We start from the raw sequence: 16,833 nt of genomic DNA on the forward strand, positions 1-16,833 counted from the left end.
CAGTCGATGAGATGCAGACTGAGATGGTTTGGCAAGGCACTGTTGGCGCTGGTAGCCATCGTGGTGCTGGGAGCAATCGTGATGGGGCTGTGGAACTGGGTGATTCCGGCGCTCTTCGTTGGCGGGCGGGCGATCGATTTTCCGCACGCTATTGGCTTGCTGGTCTTGTGCCGCATCCTGTTTGGGGGCTTTCGCGGCCGCGGCGGTTGGCACGGTCGCGGACCGTGGCGTCGCTGGGAGCGCATGACGCCGGAAGAGCGCGAGATGTTCATGAAGGGCATATCGTCGGCTCGCGGCAAGAGTGAGGAGAACGGCGCATGAACAACGCCTCGACAGCCGCCTGCAAGCAGGCGCCAGGCGTCATCGTCCCTGTGGTCAGCTTCAAACACTGCGAAGGCAAGGGCGATTGCGCGGTGGTGTGCCCGGAAGACGTCTTCGAAATTCGACGCATCGACACGCAAGACTATGAGCGTCTAGGGACGTTGAACCGGTTCAAATTGCGCGTACACGGCATGCAGGTGGCGTACACGCCGAACGCAGACGCGTGCCGCGGTTGCGGTTTGTGCGTGACAGCGTGCCCGGAACGTGCCATTACGCTCGCCAGGGCGAAGTGAACGTGCCAACCCGGAACGTCGCTGGGTCTAACTAAGGCAACCTGCAACCACCCTTAGACAGTGACGTGACCTTCCGAAGGGTCCGCGTCAGCAAATCGCTCGGTACACGCTTGCCGTAGCCTTTCAACGGTAGCCAGCCAGGACTCACCTTCGGAGCGCCGAAAGAGGCGCATGCCTTGCGGATACCAGGGCGAGTCGTCCCGGTTGTGCATCCAGCGCCAGTCGACGCCTTTTGACGGCAACAAGACCCAGCAGGGTTTGCGCAGCGAAGCGGCCAGATGGGCGATGGAGGTATCGACGCAGATGACCAGATCGAGCTGGCTGATGATCGCGGCACTGTCGGCGAAATCGGCGGCGTCCGACCCGAGGTGCAGAAGCGGCATTCCTGCGGGCGGGTTCCGCGCCTCGTCCTCCCCCGGTCCCTTTTGCAAACTGATGAAATTGACGTCGGGCAGGCTCCAGAGGGGTGCCAGCGTCGCCAGCGATGGCAGCGACCTGTTCACGTCATTGTGGTGCTGTGGATTTCCTTTCCATACCACGCCGATCTTGCGACCAGGCGGGAGCGTTGCAAGCCGCGAGCGCCAATGTTCAATTACGGACGGCTCAGGGATGAGGTGAACGGCCGGCGGAATCGTGTCGAGGGCCGTTCGCAGATGCCATGGGGCGCTCATCAGGCTCGTCCAGCAGTCGTAACCCGACGATTGTGCTAACCCAGTCTCCGGATCGACAACTCTGTCGACACCATCAACTGAGGCCATCAATCGATGCAGGACAGGAGTACACGCGAGCGTGATCTCGGCCGCGCCTTTTGCTTTGAGCAGGGGAAGATAGCGGCTGAAGTGGATCATGTCGCCCAGGCCGTCCTCCTGCCAGACCAGCAAGGTTTTGCCCGACAGATCCTCGCCTTGCCACTGCTTGCAACGCAACAGCGAACGCGTGTTGTGATGAGCGAACCCGGGATGCTCGTAGCGCGACTCGTGCAGTCGCCATCCTTCCGTGAACTGGCCGTTGCCGAGCAGTAAGGTTGCCAGAAAAAAGCTGGCGTCCTTGTAGTTGGGCCGCAAGGAGAGCGCCGTTCGGAACGCGGATTCGGCTTCAGGCAGCCGATTGAGTCGCTTCAACAGATTGCCGAGATTGTAATGAGCCTCTGCGTAATCGGGCCGTAAGACGATCGCTTGCGTGAGGTGCGCGACAGCCTCGGGCGGGCTTTCGGACAGCCCTAACAGACAGCCCAGGTTGTGGTGCGCTTCAGCAATCTCGGGGCGCAGGCGGATCGCGTTTCTGAAAGCCGCCTCGGCCTCGGCCAGGCGGCCGAGACCGAAAAGAACATTTCCGAGGTTGTAGTACGCCTCTGCATATTGCGGGCGATGCAAAATCGCTTGCCGGAAGGCTGTCTCGGCCTCGGGCAAGCGTTTGAGGGTGAGCATGAGCGCACCGAGGTTCGCGTGCGCCTCAGCATAATCAGGGCGCACGGTCACGGCTAGCCGGAACGCAAGTTCGGCCTCGGTCAGCCGGTTGAAGAGCTTCAGGACGGCGCCCAGGTTGTTCAAGGCCGCGGGATTCTCAGGCTTGATAAGCAGGGCCTGGCGGTACGCCTCATCTGCCTCTTGCAGGCGTCCCAGTTCTTTCAGCACGTTGCCAAGGTTGTTATGCGCTTCGGCATGGTCAGGCCTCGCCGCCAAGGCCGACCGGTACGCGGACTCGGCATCGTGCAGGCGACGAAGATCCTGCAACACGATGCCGAGATTGAAGTGAGCCTCAGCGTAGTCGGGGCGGATCGCTATCGCCCGCCGGTATGACGACTCGGCTTCTGGCAGTTGACGCAGATCGTAGAGCGCCGCGCCGAGATTGTTGTTGGCCTCGGCGAGGTCGGGCCTAAGGGTTTGTAATCTACGGTAGATCGCCTCAGCCTCTGCGAGGCGCTTGAGCGATTTGAGCAACATGCCGAGGCTGTCATAGGCTTCATCGAATTCAGGGTTCGCGTCAATACACTGGCGCCAGTAGGCTTCTGCATTTGCATCCATATTCAGGCCCAGCGAACAGGCCGCTGCGATGTTCAGCGCCTCAGCCCGAAGGTCGTTCGACAGATCGGCTTCGGAATTGAGGGTCTGCTCGGCCACAGACAATGCCTCGGCAAATTGCCCCTTTGAATGGAGTGAAGCTGCCAGCTGATTACGGCTTTTGATCAAAAGCGTGTGCTTCGGTGCGTCGGACATGAGGCGTGGGCCGTCGTGGTAGGGGGCGCCGCGGTGTGTTTCGTGCTGCCCTATGGGCTCGCTCCGCGGTTTTTTGCAGCCGCTATCCTGACTGCGCTCCGACTCGAACGTCAAGCAGTCTTGTCTCCATCCATGCTGATATTTTGCTTCCGACCCATAGACCAACACTAATTGCTCGCTCTGGCAAACTCAGCAGAAAGGTTCTGCAATTGCTCGCGGGCCCTGAATAGCCGCTCCACCAATTGCGCCGAAGCGGGTGTAATTGGCATCCGTGTCTCGGCGGTCGAGGAATGGTCGAATGACAGTATTGCCTTGATTGTGGAGGGATTCGGTGCGTCAAATAACAACCGCAACACGGGCAGCAATCCTGCGAATAAAGTTCGAGCCTCTGCCTCGCGGTTTGCCCGGGTCAGTTCCTGCACTTCGACCAGAAGATCGGCGCAGACGTGCGCGCTCGCCAGAATGCCACCTGTTCCGCCGGCGCTCAGGCAGTCCACGAACGCCTCGTCCGTGCCGCACAACACACTAATCGGCAGATCACTCAGTGCCTTGAAGTGATCTTTCACGCATTCCTTGATCGCCACGATATTGTCGTGCTCCAGCAAGCGAGCGACCGTGTCTGGTGCGATTGTGACGCCAGTGCGATGCGGCACGTCGTATAAGACAATTGAGCGGTCCGTTGCCTGCGCAACCTGTTCGAAGTGCCACTGCACGCCGGCTTGATCCGGACATATGTACGAAGGCGGTGCCACCAGATAGCCATTGCAGTCCCAATGCGCGTAACGCCGGATCTGGCGTACGACCTCACGTGTGTCCGAACCGCAAACGCCTACGAGTACCGGTAGGCTTTTGCCGACAACATCGCTTAGGGCTTCCAGTACCGTGACGCATTCGGCATCTGATAACAATGCGGCCTCTCCCGTGGTACCCAATGCAACGAAACCGCTGATCTCGGTGCTCAGATAGTGTTCTGCGAGCCGCTGCAACGCGTCGATATCAAGTTCGCCGCCGCGAAAAGGCGTGACAATGGGCAGCCAGATTCCTGAGTACATGTCTAGTGTGTTTCTTTGCTTGAGTTGCGCCGCTGGGCTTGGCCGATCGTCGCTTGAGGTAGCGTTGCGATCAGCGTGTGCAGGGTGAAGTCGAGGTCGTCGAGTGCGATGCCGAATTGCACGCGGACACCATCGCGAACTGTTTGCGTGCTTACCACGTAGACGCCAAGGGGAGAATGCAACAGTTGCCGGAGTTGTCCGCGCAACTGGTCGTCCGTGGTGCGATGGAGCGTCACCGGTAACAACACGCGTGACGAAGGGAAGGGAATGACGTTATTGCGTGAGAGGGGTCGTGCGCTGTGCGCTCCGGCGTCGAAGACCGGAAGTGATCGAGTGAGAGCCATGGTACGCGGCAGAGCCGCTGGGGTTGGTCAAGACAGTTTCGAGGTTAGACTCTCCGGTGTAAACGTTGTGAAAAAAACCGCTTGCCGGTCGAAAAAATGCTATTGCGCGGAAGCCGAAGTTCGACGAATGAGGGCGAACCGAACGGCTACGCTGCCGAATTATCAAGTCCCGAAGCTTAGTGACCCAGTCCGCTCGCGGCGATCTGCTGCTCCACATATTGGGCAAACAAGGCATGCAAGTGCGTCGTTGGATGAAGGTCGTCAGCGAACATATACGTTTGATCTGCATTAGCGCTCACGTAGGTTGCTGGCGAGCACAGCAGTGACGTGTCGTCGGGGGTTTTCGAAGGATCGCAGGCCTGGCCAGTGTTCGAGACCGTGAAGCCATTGGCCTGAAAGTTCGCGATGATCTGGTCCAGCCAGGTATAAGAGTCGACCTCGATCACCTTGCTTTGCAGGCCGTCTGCCTGCAAGGCTGAGTTGAGGTCATTGTTGAACAGCTGCGATAACTGGCTCAGGGTTGCGCCGCCGTCAGACGCGGCGAGGCCGGTGGGTGACAATCCAATGTTCGGGAGATTAACCACCACGACATGAGTCGCGCCGCTCTGGACGATCTGCCCGACGATTTGAGCGAGGGTGGTGGCCGCAGTCTGCACGGTTTGCGCCGCAGCAGGCAAAGCCCCGGCGCGCAGCACGTCGTTCGCGCCCGCCCAGACCAGCACCAGTTGACCGCTATTGAAGCTCCCATGAGCGGACAGATAGCTTGAAACCTGCTGGTTCACGGGCATTTCCACATTGCCGATCACGTCGGTAAGAAAGTCGTATTGGTTTGCCGGCGTCGCCACCGTGGCCCCACCTTCCGCGTAGCCGAAACCACCTTGCGGGCTCAGTTCATGCCCAACGTCGATCGTGTACGCCGCGCTCAGGGTACCGCCGTAGTATTGCGCGACATCCTGCGCCCACACCTGCCCCGGGTTGGTCGTGAAGCGTCCGCCGCCAACCGCGCTCGCGAGTGGCGCATAAGTGCCCACGTCTGAGAGGCTGTCGCCGAACGAGACAACCTGCAACTGAACGCCGCCCGCCGGAGTGGCCGTACTGCTTCCACTGCTTGAACTGCCGCCATGTCCGCCGCACGCGGCAAGCAGTGAAATAAATGCAGCGAAAATTGCAGGACGTACCTTGTGACTGATTCCTCGCATGGCTCCTCCCCGCTGATTGGCTGGGCAATGGCGCTCACGTGGCCGGCTTATGGCATATCGCTCGCATACCAAGTACTCCCGTGACGCAAAAACCGTGCAAGCCGTCTTTCAGCGGCGGTCTGGAGCGATCCCATCCCCGATTACGCAAAGGTCTCGCAGCGTTCGAGGGGACACGTTTCGCTTCAAATTCGGTGTGATGCCCTTCGTCCTGACTGACATGGGCGCCCAGCGGGAGACGTCCAATAGCGCGCATGTTGCACCCATTGCGACTGCTACCTGAAAGGTAATTCCTGCTAGCGAAGTGATGATTGAAGGAGAATGAGTGATGGCACTTTGGACAGAATGGGTCTCGGCGAACGAGACAGGCGGGCACAACTTCACCGAAACCGCCGTGGTGAACCTCAATGGATCAGACAACGTTTACGCTTCGGTAGCGCTGTCGAAATTCAACGGAAATGGCGGTTCGCCGCAGGCGGAAATTTTCATTTCCGAATACGTGCAGAACGGTGACCCGCACTCGGGAAGCTGGAACGAGCTTCTCGGGAATGGCATTTCGAGCATTACGGTCAGCTTGACGGTCAACAATGCAACCGCCAAGGGAGTGATGACCATTACAACGGATCGGTGACGTGTGGCGGGCGGCCGCAAAGGGCGGCCGCTCTTTTCGCGCGAAGACGTTGAGACGATCGAGCATCTTTGTGAGCGGCGCGGGCATCCTCCCACGCCAATTGGCGTCCTAGAATTCGTTCACGGTCATGTGAGTTGCCTTGCATCTTGTCAGGCGGCACCCAACCGGATGCTAATAATCAAGGAGCTCATCATGTCGAACGTTGAACAGTACGAGTATGTTTTCCTCGGCGGAGGAAAGGGCGGTAAAACGCTCGCGATGGAGTTGGCCCAAGCGGGCAAACGAGTTGCACTGATCGAACGGGGCATGATCGGCGGATCATGCATCAACGTTGCATGTATTCCCACCAAGGCTTTGATCCAGAACGCACGGGTTGCCCATGTGCTTGGCAGCCAGTCGCGCGATAGCGACGCGGGTCCCCGTCCGGCCACCGACATGGCACAGGTTGCCAGGAACGTACGTTCGGTGGTTGAGGGCCTGGTCGACATTAACCTCAAGGCGTTCATCAGCTCGGGTATGGACCTCGTGATGGGCACCGGTCACTTCATCGCGCCACGCACCATCAGCGTGCGGCTGAATGAAGGGGGCGAAAGAGTGATCGCAGGCGACCAGGTGTTCATCAACACCGGCACGACGGCGGCCATTCCGGACGTCCCCGGCCTAAGGGATGCACAACCGCTCACCCACGTAGAAGCGCTGCAACTGGAATTACTACCTGAGCACATGATCGTGATTGGCGGCGGCTATATTGGCCTCGAAATGGCCCAGGCATACCGGCGTCTTGGCAGCAAGGTGACGCTGATTCAGGAAGCGCCGCGCGTCGCGATGCGTGAGGACGAAGACATCACCTCGGCGATCGAGACCGCGCTTGGCGAAGAAGGCATCGGCATCCGGGTTGGCGTCAAGCCGATAAACGTGTCGGGTGTCTCGGGCCGAGCCGTCACGGTGGAGTTGAACAATGGAGAGCGTGTATCCGGCAGTCATATCCTCGTCGCAGCAGGGCGTACACCTGTCACTCGAGGGTTGGGGCTGGACGTCGCGGGCGTCGAACTCGATACGCGCGGTTTCATCAAGGTGGATGAGCGCCTCGCAACGACCGCCGCTAATACATGGGCGATCGGGGAAGTCGCGGGAACACCGATGTTCACGCATGCGTCTTTTGACGACTATCGCGTGCTGAAGTCGCAACTGGCCGGTGGCAGTCTCACCACGAACGACCGCATCATTCCATACGCACTGTTTATCGAACCGGAACTCGGCCGGATTGGCCTGAACGAAACGGATGCCAAGGCTCGGGGCATCGAGGTTCGAGTCGCGAAGATTCCGATGGCGGCAGTGCCGCGCGCCCGGACCAATGGGAATACGAAGGGCTTCATGAAGGTGCTCGTCGACGCGCACTCCGATCAGATCCTCGGCTTCTCGATGCTTGGGACCAACGCCGGCGATGTAGTGACGGCTGTGCAGATGGCGATGCTCGGCAAACTGCCATACACCGTGGTGCGTGATGCGATCATTGCGCATCCGTTGATTTCGGAAGGGCTGAATATCCTGTTTTCCAAGGTTCCGCCGCGAGCGAATGCTCAATGACTATAGGGCCATTTTCCTTTCCGGTTGCGCCGCTCATTTTGCTGGTGAGCGTCGCGATCGCGGTGGTGGCCGCGCGCATCGCCGGACGGGGAAATCCCGCTGCTGAGCGGGTCATTGTGAATAGCGTGATCGTCGGGCTTGTCGTGTCGCGACTGTCGTTTGTCGCGCACTATCTGCCCGCCTATCAAGGGGATGTACTCAAGATGCTGGACTTTCGCGATCGTGGCTTTGATCTGCTGCCTGGTGCGGTCCCAGGTGCTGCTGTGTCGCTATGGGCGGTGGTGCGTCGCCGCCAGTTACGCCGTGCGGCTATTTTTGCGGCGCTTGCCGGCATCTTCAGTTGGAGTATCGCGACCACGTTTGCCGGTACAGGTAACGAATCGGAATCTTTGCCCGCGATGAACCTCGTTGATATGCACGGCAAGCTGCAATCGCTCACGCGCAATGATGGCAAGCCGCTGGTGATTAATCTGTGGGCAAGCTGGTGTGCACCGTGTCGCGGAGAAATGCCGATTCTCGCGCAGGCACAACGTCAATATAACGGCGTGAACCTGGCATTCGTCAACCAAGGTGAATCTCGCGCAACGGTTAGCGATTTTGCGTCGACCCAAGGGCTTTCGTTGCAGAACCTCTTGCTTGATCCATCTTTGGACGTTGCGCGTGCGGTCGGCGCGCGGGCCTTTCCGACCACGCTTTTCTATGACGGCAAAGGGAAATTGCTGGCGGTGCATCTTGGACCATTTTCGGCAGCTACTTTCCAAAACGCACTTGAGACGCTGTATCCGTCCTCTATCGTGCCCAGAGGCTAGATTAAATCAACTGTCCTTCAGCGGCCGCGTCCCCCAGAACAACACCGCTTCGACCGCAAAAACAACAACAACAGGGACAACTCCCCCGACTGTCCCTGCGATCTCTCGTCCAAACCGGCTGACCACATAAATCAGCACGATCATGCTGACCGCCATGCCCGGTGCGCCGAGTCTGCGTAGCGCCGCGCTGCGATGGTAGCCGAGCCATCGGGGCAATAGGCGGCGAGGCCGAACAGGGCCGCCGCAAACACGATGATCTGCTCCGCCGTGTTCTGGAGATATCGTTGATTGACGCGCAACCTGTGCGTCTCGAAGCCCGCCAGCGGATCAAACGCGGGCGAGGTTAGGCGCTCGTGCGCTACCGCTTCGAAACCCGTCACCAGGCAGAACAGCACGGCGACGCAGTAGCATTTAAGCGTCAGCAGCATGCGGGCGTCGAGGCTGTCCATACCCGGCAGAGGCGACATCAGCAAATCGATGCCGAACCAGAGCCCGATGCAAGCAACGAAGCAATCGCGATGCCGACAATGCCGATGCTGCGCTGCCGGCGAAAGTCGGAGGGGTGATGGGCCGGATCGGTCATAGGTTTTTCCTTCCGACGGTTCATACGCGGCATCGGCGTTCGCATCTGCCTCACGCGACGTAGTTTATTGCGTCGCGCCGGCAAACGGCATTTTAAGAGTTGAAGGCACATTGCCGCGACGTAATGCGTCCCGCACCTTACCAGGATCGCCCCGGGGATTTCTGACGCGGTCAGCATGCCGCCTGTCGAGGAGAAGAACCATTGTTCGCAGCGGGTAGACGCAGATTCTACGAAGTCGGCACGAACAAATATGAATCGTCATGAAGATCAATAAATTTAAATCAGTAGTCCGATGCGAATCGAAGGGAGTGTTTCCTTGTGTTTGTCTTTGCTTCGCGCGCCATCATAGATGCATTGCGCGCGAAGACACTCCGGGCTTACGTCGGGCCGACGTTCATTTGTCGATGAATGAGTGACTACTGCGCGGTCGTTGCGTTTGCGCTACCTGCAGTGTTGACGGGCACCATTGCAGCCTTTTCTGCGTTCGGTGTTACGCCGTTAGCGCTGGGCGGTGTGATCGTGGTGGCTCCGGCAGCCGGCGCTGCCTTGTCTTTCGCGGGCGTATTAATCGTCGTAGTACTGCCGAACTGAACCGTAAGGAGAGTCGGATAGTCGTATGCGGCACCCGTCGCTACATCGACGCCCGCACCGATCACTCCGCCAAATAAAATGTTCCCAAAGGCCATGCCCTTCGTTGACGACTTCGCAGAAGCAATGCCCGGTTGCTCGCCGGACTTGGTGCAGTAGATCGACAGGTCGTCGTACGCACGATGGATGGTGACGCTCCCCGGCGTCGTGACATACCACGTGCCTTTCGGGTTTTCGAGTTTGCAATTGGCTCCAGCGATCATTTCTCCTGTGGCCGACCGCGTTTCAACCGATACCGATTGATTCGAGCCTCCGACGATAGAGGCACATCCCGTTGTCAAAACAGCGCCCAAGGTAAGCCCGCATACGGAGAGATGCTTTACGATCTGTTTCATTGTCATTGTCATTGTCATTGTCATTGTTGGTCTCGTTGTTGGTTTAATCCCAGATTTCCCTCGATTTTGGGAGCACGCTGACATGCTGCGCCAGACTGCTGCGCAGCGTGCAACGGCATATGGTTATCGACCTGAATGGGGAATTCTTTAGAAAATGACGGATTCAGCATCTACCGTCGAAGGCGATGCGCGCTGCACAGAGTGTCACGCTACAGGGGGAAAGCAGTGACCGTAGTCTTCGCAACCAGGACAACCGGGAGCGGGGCCCGGCTCCTGTCCCAACGACAACGCCAGTTGCTGTGCAAGAAACTTCTTCCACCGCAGCCCGGCCACATTCAGCGACACAAGTTCGGGGAAGTAACGTTCAAGCATCGCGGTGACTTCCTCGCGGCCAGCAAGGCCGAGATCGCGCCAGAGGTGATCGGGTCTCAAGCAGGCGTGAGCGATGATGGATGCAAGACGACGGGCATCGTCGGCGTCAACCGCCGAACTCGCATGTTTTAGTATCAGCGCACGCAGCGTGGCGACAAACTCGGCGTGCCCCTGTGTATTCACGTTGATTGCCTGGGTGCGCGTCTCAATCTCAGCCAGTTCCAGCGCAAAATGTCGGCGAAACAGCGCGTGCAAATCCTCGTGTGAGAGGCCCAGCAAGGCTAACTCATTGCGCACCTCGCGCGCAGCGATGAGTTTCGCAAACAGGTACGCGTCGGGCGAAAGGCCTCCAGGAGCGCCGGCTGTCAGCTGTTCAACACGGACCACACAGGCATGGGCAATGCCCGGGTTGTGCGTCACATCAGGACGCCGGTGCGGGCCAGACCGAGGCAAGTCTGCACTGGGAAATGTGTCGTCAGGGACTGGAGACATGGCTGGTTTGTCGAACAATGGCGTATCTTCGCGTACCGTCTCAGCGGCGGGCCACTCGTTGCCTCATCTTACGCCAAACCACCCGGCAGGCCGTCAAGTTGTAGACGCAGCTTTTCTGTGGCTTCTGGACGTGAGAGATGTCCCGCGCTCCATTCGCCGAATCGGTCAAGATGCTATTGAGCGACAGGACATGAATGGACATTTTCGACAGAGGCGAAATATTGTTGATGAGTAAACAGTATGTTGCCGCTGCACGATCTTCTCTTCGCTAAGTCACGGAGTAGCATGGGTCACCGCCGAGATAGATAGCCCTGTGCCATACGTTCTCCTTGAAGATGCGACGCCCGCTCATGCAAGCGGCCGACACACAAAATCAGCAAGTCCAGAAGCGCGGCATGCGGCTAAACATCCGGCGATTCACTAACCACAGAGGCGCTTAGGAGACATTTTATGGCCCTGATTTCTTGTGATATGCGGTATGGAAGGACGGACGAGCAGAAGCGGGCGCTTGCCTCTGGTCTGTTGCGGGTGGTGAGTGCAGCAACGGGCGAGACGAAGAACGACATCTTTGTTGTCATTCGCGAAGGCAGAGGAATCAACTTCGTCGAGCATGGTGAGCACCTCCCCGAGTACGTCGAAGGCGCGGCGAATGATAAAGAACTGATCAATCGCCTTAAATAGTCACGGATTGGAGATTCAGCATGCCTTTCATTGAATGCCACATTACGACTGGGTTGACGCCGGATCGTCGCGAACAACTCATCAGGGACATCATCCAGGTTACGCACGACTCGATTGGATCGGATCCCAAGATCATTAACGTGATCTTGCATGAGCATCCGGCTCAAAACATTAGTATCTCCAGCCGCATCAACGGTGAGGATTTCAAGAAGACGAAGACGGGCTGATATATCACCGGCCAACACAGTTAGCTATCCTGTGCATGTTCTTGCAAGCTGAGCACTATCTGCAGATAGTGCTCGAGTGACGCTAAATCCCCCGGCTCCCCCCGCACTGCGACCACCTGGTCAGGTCTTATCAGCACCCAACCTTCGCCATTGAAGCCGTAGCGCCGACGTGCATCCCCAGCAGGGTCGTCGGCCGCATCGATCGTCACAAGCTGAACCGCATCGGCGAACGGAGCAACCAGCCTCCCGAGACGCGACGCATCGCCATCGCGAAACTCAATCAAAGTGTGACGTGCATCCAACAGCGGCCAAAGCGTGCGCTCCTGTCCATCACCCGCATTGGTCCAACGCAAATCGAGCGCTCGCGTGCCAGGAAAACCGCGCGACGGATGCCCCGACACTCCGCTAAGCGCTACCAGTGGACCGTCGTGATACGTCACGTCGGTCTCGGCCATCTCGGTTCGCAGGCGCGCCTGCAATGCGGGCATATTTCCAAGCACGGAGATGGCCGCGTCGCGTGCGAGACGCGCGAGCGGATGCGGTGCCATGCCAACATGCAACAGTCGCGCCGCGTTGCCGATCACATCGCGCGCGACGGGCCGCCGCTCGGCCTCGTAACTGTCGAGCAACGTCGCGGCGTCGCCGCGCCCCTGAAGCACGTACGCGAGCTTCCAGCCCACGTTCGCCGCGTCCTGTATGCCGGTGTTCATGCCCTGGCCGCCCGCGGGACTGTGAATGTGCGCGGCGTCACCCGCGAGGAACACGCGGCCTATGCGGTAGTGCGCCGCGAGCCGCTCATTGATTCGAAAGGTGGACAGCCAGCCTGGCTCCGACAACGTCGCGCCCACCGGCCCGTGGCGCGTGATTTTCTGTTGGAGTTCTTCGAGGGTCGGCGGCTCGTCGCCTCGCGACGCCGCATCGTCGCCGACACGGCGGCTAATTATCCGCCAGACGTCATGAGCGAACGGAAACAGGGCGACCGTGCCGCCGTCGTGCCACCAGATGTGAATGCTATGCCGATCGAGTTCGGCTCCTTCAATGCGCACGTCCCCGAGCAGATACGTATCGGGCTCGGTGTCGCCTTCGAAGTCAATATCTAGCGCATGTCGCACGGCGCTGCGCGCGCCGTCGGCGCCGATCAGCCACGATGCGCTAGCCTCCTCGATCCGTCCATCAGCGTGTTTCAGGGTTGCGGTTACCGCATCGGCTGTCTCGGTCAGGCTGGTCAGTTCTACCCCTCGTTCGATTGTGCCGCCCACATCGATGAGTCGCGCGGTGAGGATTGCTTCGGTCTGCGACTGAGGCAGCAGGAGGGGATCGGGATAGGCGCTGTCTATTCCGTCCTTCATGGATACGCGCGCAAGCCGCCGCGCGCCATCGCCGAAGGTCACCGCGCTCATTGCAGTGGCCGCCCGCTCGAACGCTGCGCTAACACCGAGGCAGCTCAATACCTCGAGGCTCGCGGGCCATACGGCGAGCGCCTTTGACAGGTCAGCAGGCTTATCGAGCCGGTCGATCACGCGCGCTGCGATACCGTAACGTCGTAGCGTCAGCGCCAGCGTCAAGCCGGTCGGGCCGGCGCCGACGATCAAAACCGGTAAGCGATGATCCATGGCACGTTCCTCGCAAAGTGGGCTGCGTTGGCGCTACAGGGCAAGGTCGAAAACCGGATGGCGCCGCAAACGCATGCAACCTTTAGCCTGGTAAGCTTTGACACGGAACGCAAGTGGAAATGGTGGATCGCGCAAGGAAAGGCAACCGGCTATTGGGCCCGCCGCGTGTCCGTTGCGCCCGCACCTGGTTTTACGCTACCGTCGGGCTGCGGTACTTCCATCGGCTTGACTTCGACGGGGGCGGTACCACCCTCCTTCAAACCGAGCTTATCAGCGGTCTGGGGCGACACATCGACAATTCGACCCTTGACGTAGGGGCCGCGATCCCTGATTTCGACCACGTCGCTGCTGCCATTTTTCAGGTTCGTGATCTTGGCCGTGGTGCCTAGCGGTAGGGTCTTGCTTGCGGCGGAATTGGATTGCGGATCCATGCGCGTACCGTCGGCCATCTTTCTGGAGTAAAACTTGCTGCCGTAGTAAGAGGCCTTGCCCTTGCGCGTCTTGCCGGTGCGGTCAAGGTGAGGGGGATGTGGTGAATTGGGGCTGGCTTGCACTGCGTCAGCCGACGCTGGCTTTTGGGCTGCAAGTGCTGTGCTCAGGCAGCACAACAGGAACAGGGATGTAAGAAGATAACGTTCCATTTGCCACTCCACTTCACCCCGTCAAACGCGGTGTCGCGCTGATAGCAAGCAAAATCTGAGCCCTGACAGAAGGCCGACTAACCGGTCGAATTCAAAGGGAAGATGAGGAATGCGAATGGTTGAAAACGGCGTCGACCGAGCCGCGGCGATTAGTGCGGAGATCCGCACTAATGCCATGAGCAAACTTCTCAGTCCAACTAATGCTTAATTTCTCACCGAGCTACACACCGAAATCCCGCATACACGTACTGATACCTCGGCTGAAACCAGTTGCGAAACGCCGGCCGCAACATGCATTGCGCGGTGCGCGCCGAGCCACCCTTGAGCACATAGTGCTGTCCGTCGAAGAAGTTGGCGGAGTACCCGAGATAAAACGGAAACGCCTCGAATCCGGGCAACGCGTCGAATAAGGTCGAGGTCCATTCCCATCCATTTCCGAACTGGCCTTCCACGCCGAATGCGCTGATATTGTCCGGATGGGCGTCGACCGCTTGCGGGTCCCAGCTGCGAAAGTCGAAATTACCTGCCGTGGCATGCGGCGCGCCATGGGCCGCGCGTTGCCATTGCGCTTCGGTGGGGAGCGCCTTGCCGGCCCAGCGGGCATAGGCGCTTGCTTCAGCATGACTGACATACACCGGCCAATCTGGCGGTAATGGAATGTCGTCGAACATCGTGCGCAACATCCATTTGCTGCTGCCATCGCGTTGCGACCAGCCAGCCGGATGTTCGATGTTTTCTGCTTGCCGCCAGGCCCAATCCTTGTCGGTCCACCACGCGCGTTCCTCATAACCACCGGCCTCGATGAATTCACGGTACACGCCGTTGGTGACCATGTACCGATCGATTTCGAACGCCGGCACATCGACACGCAGTTCGCCAAACTCGTTGTCCCAGCCAAAGCGGCCGCTTTCCTTCGTCATGCCGAGCAACGTTGATCCCGCCGGCACATGAACCATCGACGCGGTCTCCAGCGCACCTGCACGTTTCGCACGCGACGCTTCACTGCGTTGCGCGATTTTTTGCGCAAGCGGCAATTGATGCAACATGTACGCCAGCGTCTCGGCGTGCATCAGACGATGTTCGATCGCCACGTTCAACAACTGCCCGGCCGAGCCGGTCTGCGTGCCGCTTCCCGTGGGGGCACCGTCGGCGTTCAGCGCCGCGAGCTCGCGGTCAATCTGCGCGCGCGCTTCTTGACCATAGGCGCGCACGACGTCCAGTGAGGGCCAGTCGCTCGGCACGTCGGTGGGCAAGCCGCCATCGACCGGGTCGATGCCGAACGCGAACAGCGCATCGAGCTCGTCATTGAAAGCGGGCAGCGCGCAGAGGCGCTGATCGAACAGGTTACGGTCGAACGCTTCGAGATGCCCGATGTAGAACACGATCCGGTGGCGCTCACGGATCGGCCGTTCGTACAGGTACTCGGGTTTGACGATAGAGAAGAGGGCATCGGTAACCTGACGCGCGTCGATCAGGCGCTCGACCAGCGGATGATGCGGGGCGGGGTCGCGATTCATTTCGCCGGGTCTCCTTCGGCAGTATCTTGCATGGGATCGGAGTAAGGCGCTAAAGCGCCAACTCTGGTCGACAGGGGCACAGTTTGAAGACTGTACCCGCTTGCAGAACACATGCCAAGGGACACCTGCCAAGGCGAAACGCGGTAGCGCGGGCGCGGCGGAGGTGGCCGCCCCGCTATGTGGCACGAGGCTTACACGGGCCTTAAAGGGGCACCAAGCGGGCACCAAGCGGACCCTAAGCGGATCCTGAAGCGGCCCCTAAGCCAGCCTTAAACGTTCTTCAGCCCTTCGAGATCGATGATGCGGACGAGTTTCCCTTGTATGTCAATCAGGCCGCACTTTTGAAATCTTGACAGGGTGCGGCTGACCGTTTCGAGGGTGGTGCCCAGGTAGCTGCCCATGTCTTCGCGCGTCATGCGCAGATTGAATTCCGCGGACGAATAGCCGCGCCGCGCATTGCGTTCGGACACGTCGAGCAGAAACGCGGCCACCCGCTCGTCCGCGGAAAGCGAGCCGAGCACCATCATTTGTGCGGCCTCGCGGACAATCTGTTCGCCCATCAGTTTGTGCAGCCGCTCCTGCATGGAGCCGATCTCACGGCACAGCTTTTTGAGCGCCACATAGGGAATGATGCACACGGTGCTGTCCTCGAGCGCCGTCGCGCTGCACGCGTGTTTGTCGTCACTGATGCCGTCGAGTCCCAGCGCCTCGCCAGCCAGACGCAGGCCGGTGACCTGTTCGCGGCCGTCGCGATGGGCCATCGTCGTTTTCAGCGAGCCCGAGCGCACCGCGTACAGGTGATTGAACGAATCGCCCGACCGGTAAAGTGGTTCGCCGCGCTGCACCGGGCGCGCGCTGCAGATCAGCGCCTCGAGCCTGGGCATTTCGTCGTGCGCCAAGCCTTGCGGCATGCACAGTTGGCGCATGGCACAACTCGAACAACGTGCCGCGCTGCGTGCCACCGGGCGTGGAACGGTACGACGACGGGTTGGGGAGGGAGTCACTGCGGTGGGCGTAAGCATGGTGCACGGCCGGTTGTAAGGGAACTAACCCATTGTCCCATCATGGGTAAGCGCCGTTTCGCGGCAAAATGACGCGCGCTTGCGCTGTCAATGCTTGAGCGAGATCACGGTTGCTTACGCTTGGTAGCCGCGCGGAGCCAGGATCCGCCGCGTGACTTCATGCGGCGGGGCGTCGCACAGAGGCGTCTCAGGCGGCGGCTTCGCCGCTCTGCTCCGGCTGGCCCGCGGCCGAGGGGATGAGCAGGACCGGCAA

19 protein-coding genes are annotated in these 16,833 nt (G+C 59.6%); 7 read left to right on the plus strand and 12 right to left on the minus strand.

Annotated features, from left to right (window positions below; genetic code table 11):
- The first annotated feature begins 6 nt into the window (after positions 1-6).
- Complete coding sequence (locus WCA85_RS25255; RefSeq protein WP_424067587.1) at positions 7-321, plus strand: hypothetical protein; 315 nt, start codon at positions 7-9, stop codon at positions 319-321.
- Complete coding sequence (locus tag WCA85_RS25260; protein ID WP_424067588.1) at positions 318-614, plus strand: 4Fe-4S dicluster domain-containing protein; 297 nt, start codon at positions 318-320, stop codon at positions 612-614. Before WCA85_RS25255 ends, WCA85_RS25260 begins: the two co-directional genes overlap by 4 nt.
- Before the next feature lie 53 nt (positions 615-667).
- Here WCA85_RS25260 and WCA85_RS25265 read toward each other — a convergent pair whose 3' ends face one another.
- The 4 genes from WCA85_RS25265 to WCA85_RS25280 form a co-directional block, all read right to left on the minus strand.
- Positions 668-2,830, minus strand: coding sequence for a tetratricopeptide repeat protein (locus WCA85_RS25265; protein WP_424067589.1), 2,163 nt, complete (start codon positions 2,828-2,830; stop codon positions 668-670).
- A gap of 167 nt (positions 2,831-2,997) precedes the next feature.
- Positions 2,998-3,882 carry a 4-hydroxy-tetrahydrodipicolinate synthase family protein gene (locus tag WCA85_RS25270; protein ID WP_424067590.1) on the minus strand — a complete coding sequence of 295 codons (885 nt, stop codon included), beginning with the start codon at positions 3,880-3,882 and terminating at the stop codon, positions 2,998-3,000.
- A gap of 2 nt (positions 3,883-3,884) precedes the next feature.
- Positions 3,885-4,226 (minus strand): hypothetical protein, encoded by a 342-nt coding sequence (locus WCA85_RS25275; protein WP_424067591.1) that lies wholly within the window; start codon positions 4,224-4,226, stop codon positions 3,885-3,887.
- A gap of 176 nt (positions 4,227-4,402) precedes the next feature.
- Entirely contained in the window at positions 4,403-5,425 is a 1,023-nt protein-coding gene (locus WCA85_RS25280; RefSeq protein WP_424067592.1) for an SGNH/GDSL hydrolase family protein, read from the minus strand.
- Between the two features lie 322 nt (positions 5,426-5,747).
- Here WCA85_RS25280 and WCA85_RS25285 point away from each other — a divergent pair, with 322 nt between their 5' ends.
- From WCA85_RS25285 to WCA85_RS25295, 3 genes are all read left to right on the plus strand, one after another.
- Positions 5,748-6,053 (plus strand): hypothetical protein, encoded by a 306-nt coding sequence (locus tag WCA85_RS25285; RefSeq protein WP_424067593.1) that lies wholly within the window; start codon positions 5,748-5,750, stop codon positions 6,051-6,053.
- 192 nt (positions 6,054-6,245) lie between these two features.
- The gene (locus WCA85_RS25290) at positions 6,246-7,640 is read left to right on the plus strand and encodes an FAD-dependent oxidoreductase (protein WP_424067594.1); all 1,395 of its coding nucleotides are present in this window, start codon (positions 6,246-6,248) and stop codon (positions 7,638-7,640) included.
- The gene (locus WCA85_RS25295) at positions 7,637-8,449 is read left to right on the plus strand and encodes a TlpA family protein disulfide reductase (RefSeq protein WP_424067595.1); all 813 of its coding nucleotides are present in this window, start codon (positions 7,637-7,639) and stop codon (positions 8,447-8,449) included. Before WCA85_RS25290 ends, WCA85_RS25295 begins: the two co-directional genes overlap by 4 nt.
- Before the next feature lie 6 nt (positions 8,450-8,455).
- On the opposite strand, the gene WCA85_RS25300 is transcribed toward WCA85_RS25295, so the two are convergent.
- The 4 genes from WCA85_RS25300 to WCA85_RS25315 form a co-directional block, all read right to left on the minus strand.
- Positions 8,456-8,593 (minus strand): hypothetical protein, encoded by a 138-nt coding sequence (locus WCA85_RS25300; RefSeq protein ID WP_424067596.1) that lies wholly within the window; start codon positions 8,591-8,593, stop codon positions 8,456-8,458.
- Entirely contained in the window at positions 8,590-8,916 is a 327-nt protein-coding gene (locus WCA85_RS25305; protein ID WP_424067597.1) for a hypothetical protein, read from the minus strand. The genes WCA85_RS25300 and WCA85_RS25305 overlap by 4 nt, the downstream gene beginning before the upstream one ends.
- A 532-nt stretch (positions 8,917-9,448) precedes the next feature.
- Positions 9,449-10,015, minus strand: coding sequence for a hypothetical protein (locus WCA85_RS25310; protein WP_424067598.1), 567 nt, complete (start codon positions 10,013-10,015; stop codon positions 9,449-9,451).
- A gap of 204 nt (positions 10,016-10,219) precedes the next feature.
- Entirely contained in the window at positions 10,220-10,807 is a 588-nt protein-coding gene (locus WCA85_RS25315) for a nitrogen fixation protein NifQ (RefSeq protein WP_424067599.1), read from the minus strand.
- A gap of 522 nt (positions 10,808-11,329) precedes the next feature.
- Here WCA85_RS25315 and WCA85_RS25320 point away from each other — a divergent pair.
- A complete protein-coding gene (locus WCA85_RS25320; protein ID WP_424067600.1) occupies positions 11,330-11,560 on the plus strand; it encodes a tautomerase family protein in 231 nt (76 codons plus the stop codon).
- 20 nt (positions 11,561-11,580) lie between these two features.
- Complete coding sequence (locus tag WCA85_RS25325; RefSeq protein WP_424067601.1) at positions 11,581-11,787, plus strand: tautomerase family protein; 207 nt, start codon at positions 11,581-11,583, stop codon at positions 11,785-11,787.
- 20 nt (positions 11,788-11,807) lie between these two features.
- On the opposite strand, the gene WCA85_RS25330 is transcribed toward WCA85_RS25325, so the two are convergent.
- From WCA85_RS25330 to WCA85_RS25345, 4 genes are all read right to left on the minus strand, one after another.
- Positions 11,808-13,400, minus strand: a complete 1,593-nt coding sequence (locus tag WCA85_RS25330; RefSeq protein WP_424067602.1) for an FAD-dependent monooxygenase — start codon at positions 13,398-13,400, stop codon at positions 11,808-11,810.
- A gap of 149 nt (positions 13,401-13,549) precedes the next feature.
- Positions 13,550-14,041 (minus strand): septal ring lytic transglycosylase RlpA family protein, encoded by a 492-nt coding sequence (locus WCA85_RS25335; protein WP_424067603.1) that lies wholly within the window; start codon positions 14,039-14,041, stop codon positions 13,550-13,552.
- Positions 14,042-14,253: 212 nt separating this feature from the next.
- Positions 14,254-15,558, minus strand: coding sequence for an SUMF1/EgtB/PvdO family nonheme iron enzyme (locus WCA85_RS25340; protein WP_424067604.1), 1,305 nt, complete (start codon positions 15,556-15,558; stop codon positions 14,254-14,256).
- A gap of 269 nt (positions 15,559-15,827) precedes the next feature.
- Complete coding sequence (locus WCA85_RS25345) at positions 15,828-16,484, minus strand: helix-turn-helix domain-containing protein (RefSeq protein WP_424067605.1); 657 nt, start codon at positions 16,482-16,484, stop codon at positions 15,828-15,830.
- Between the last annotated feature and the right edge of the window lie 349 nt (positions 16,485-16,833).

The sequence above is a fragment of the Paraburkholderia sp. genome, assembly GCF_049581445.1.
Classification (GTDB): domain Bacteria; phylum Pseudomonadota; class Gammaproteobacteria; order Burkholderiales; family Burkholderiaceae; genus Paraburkholderia.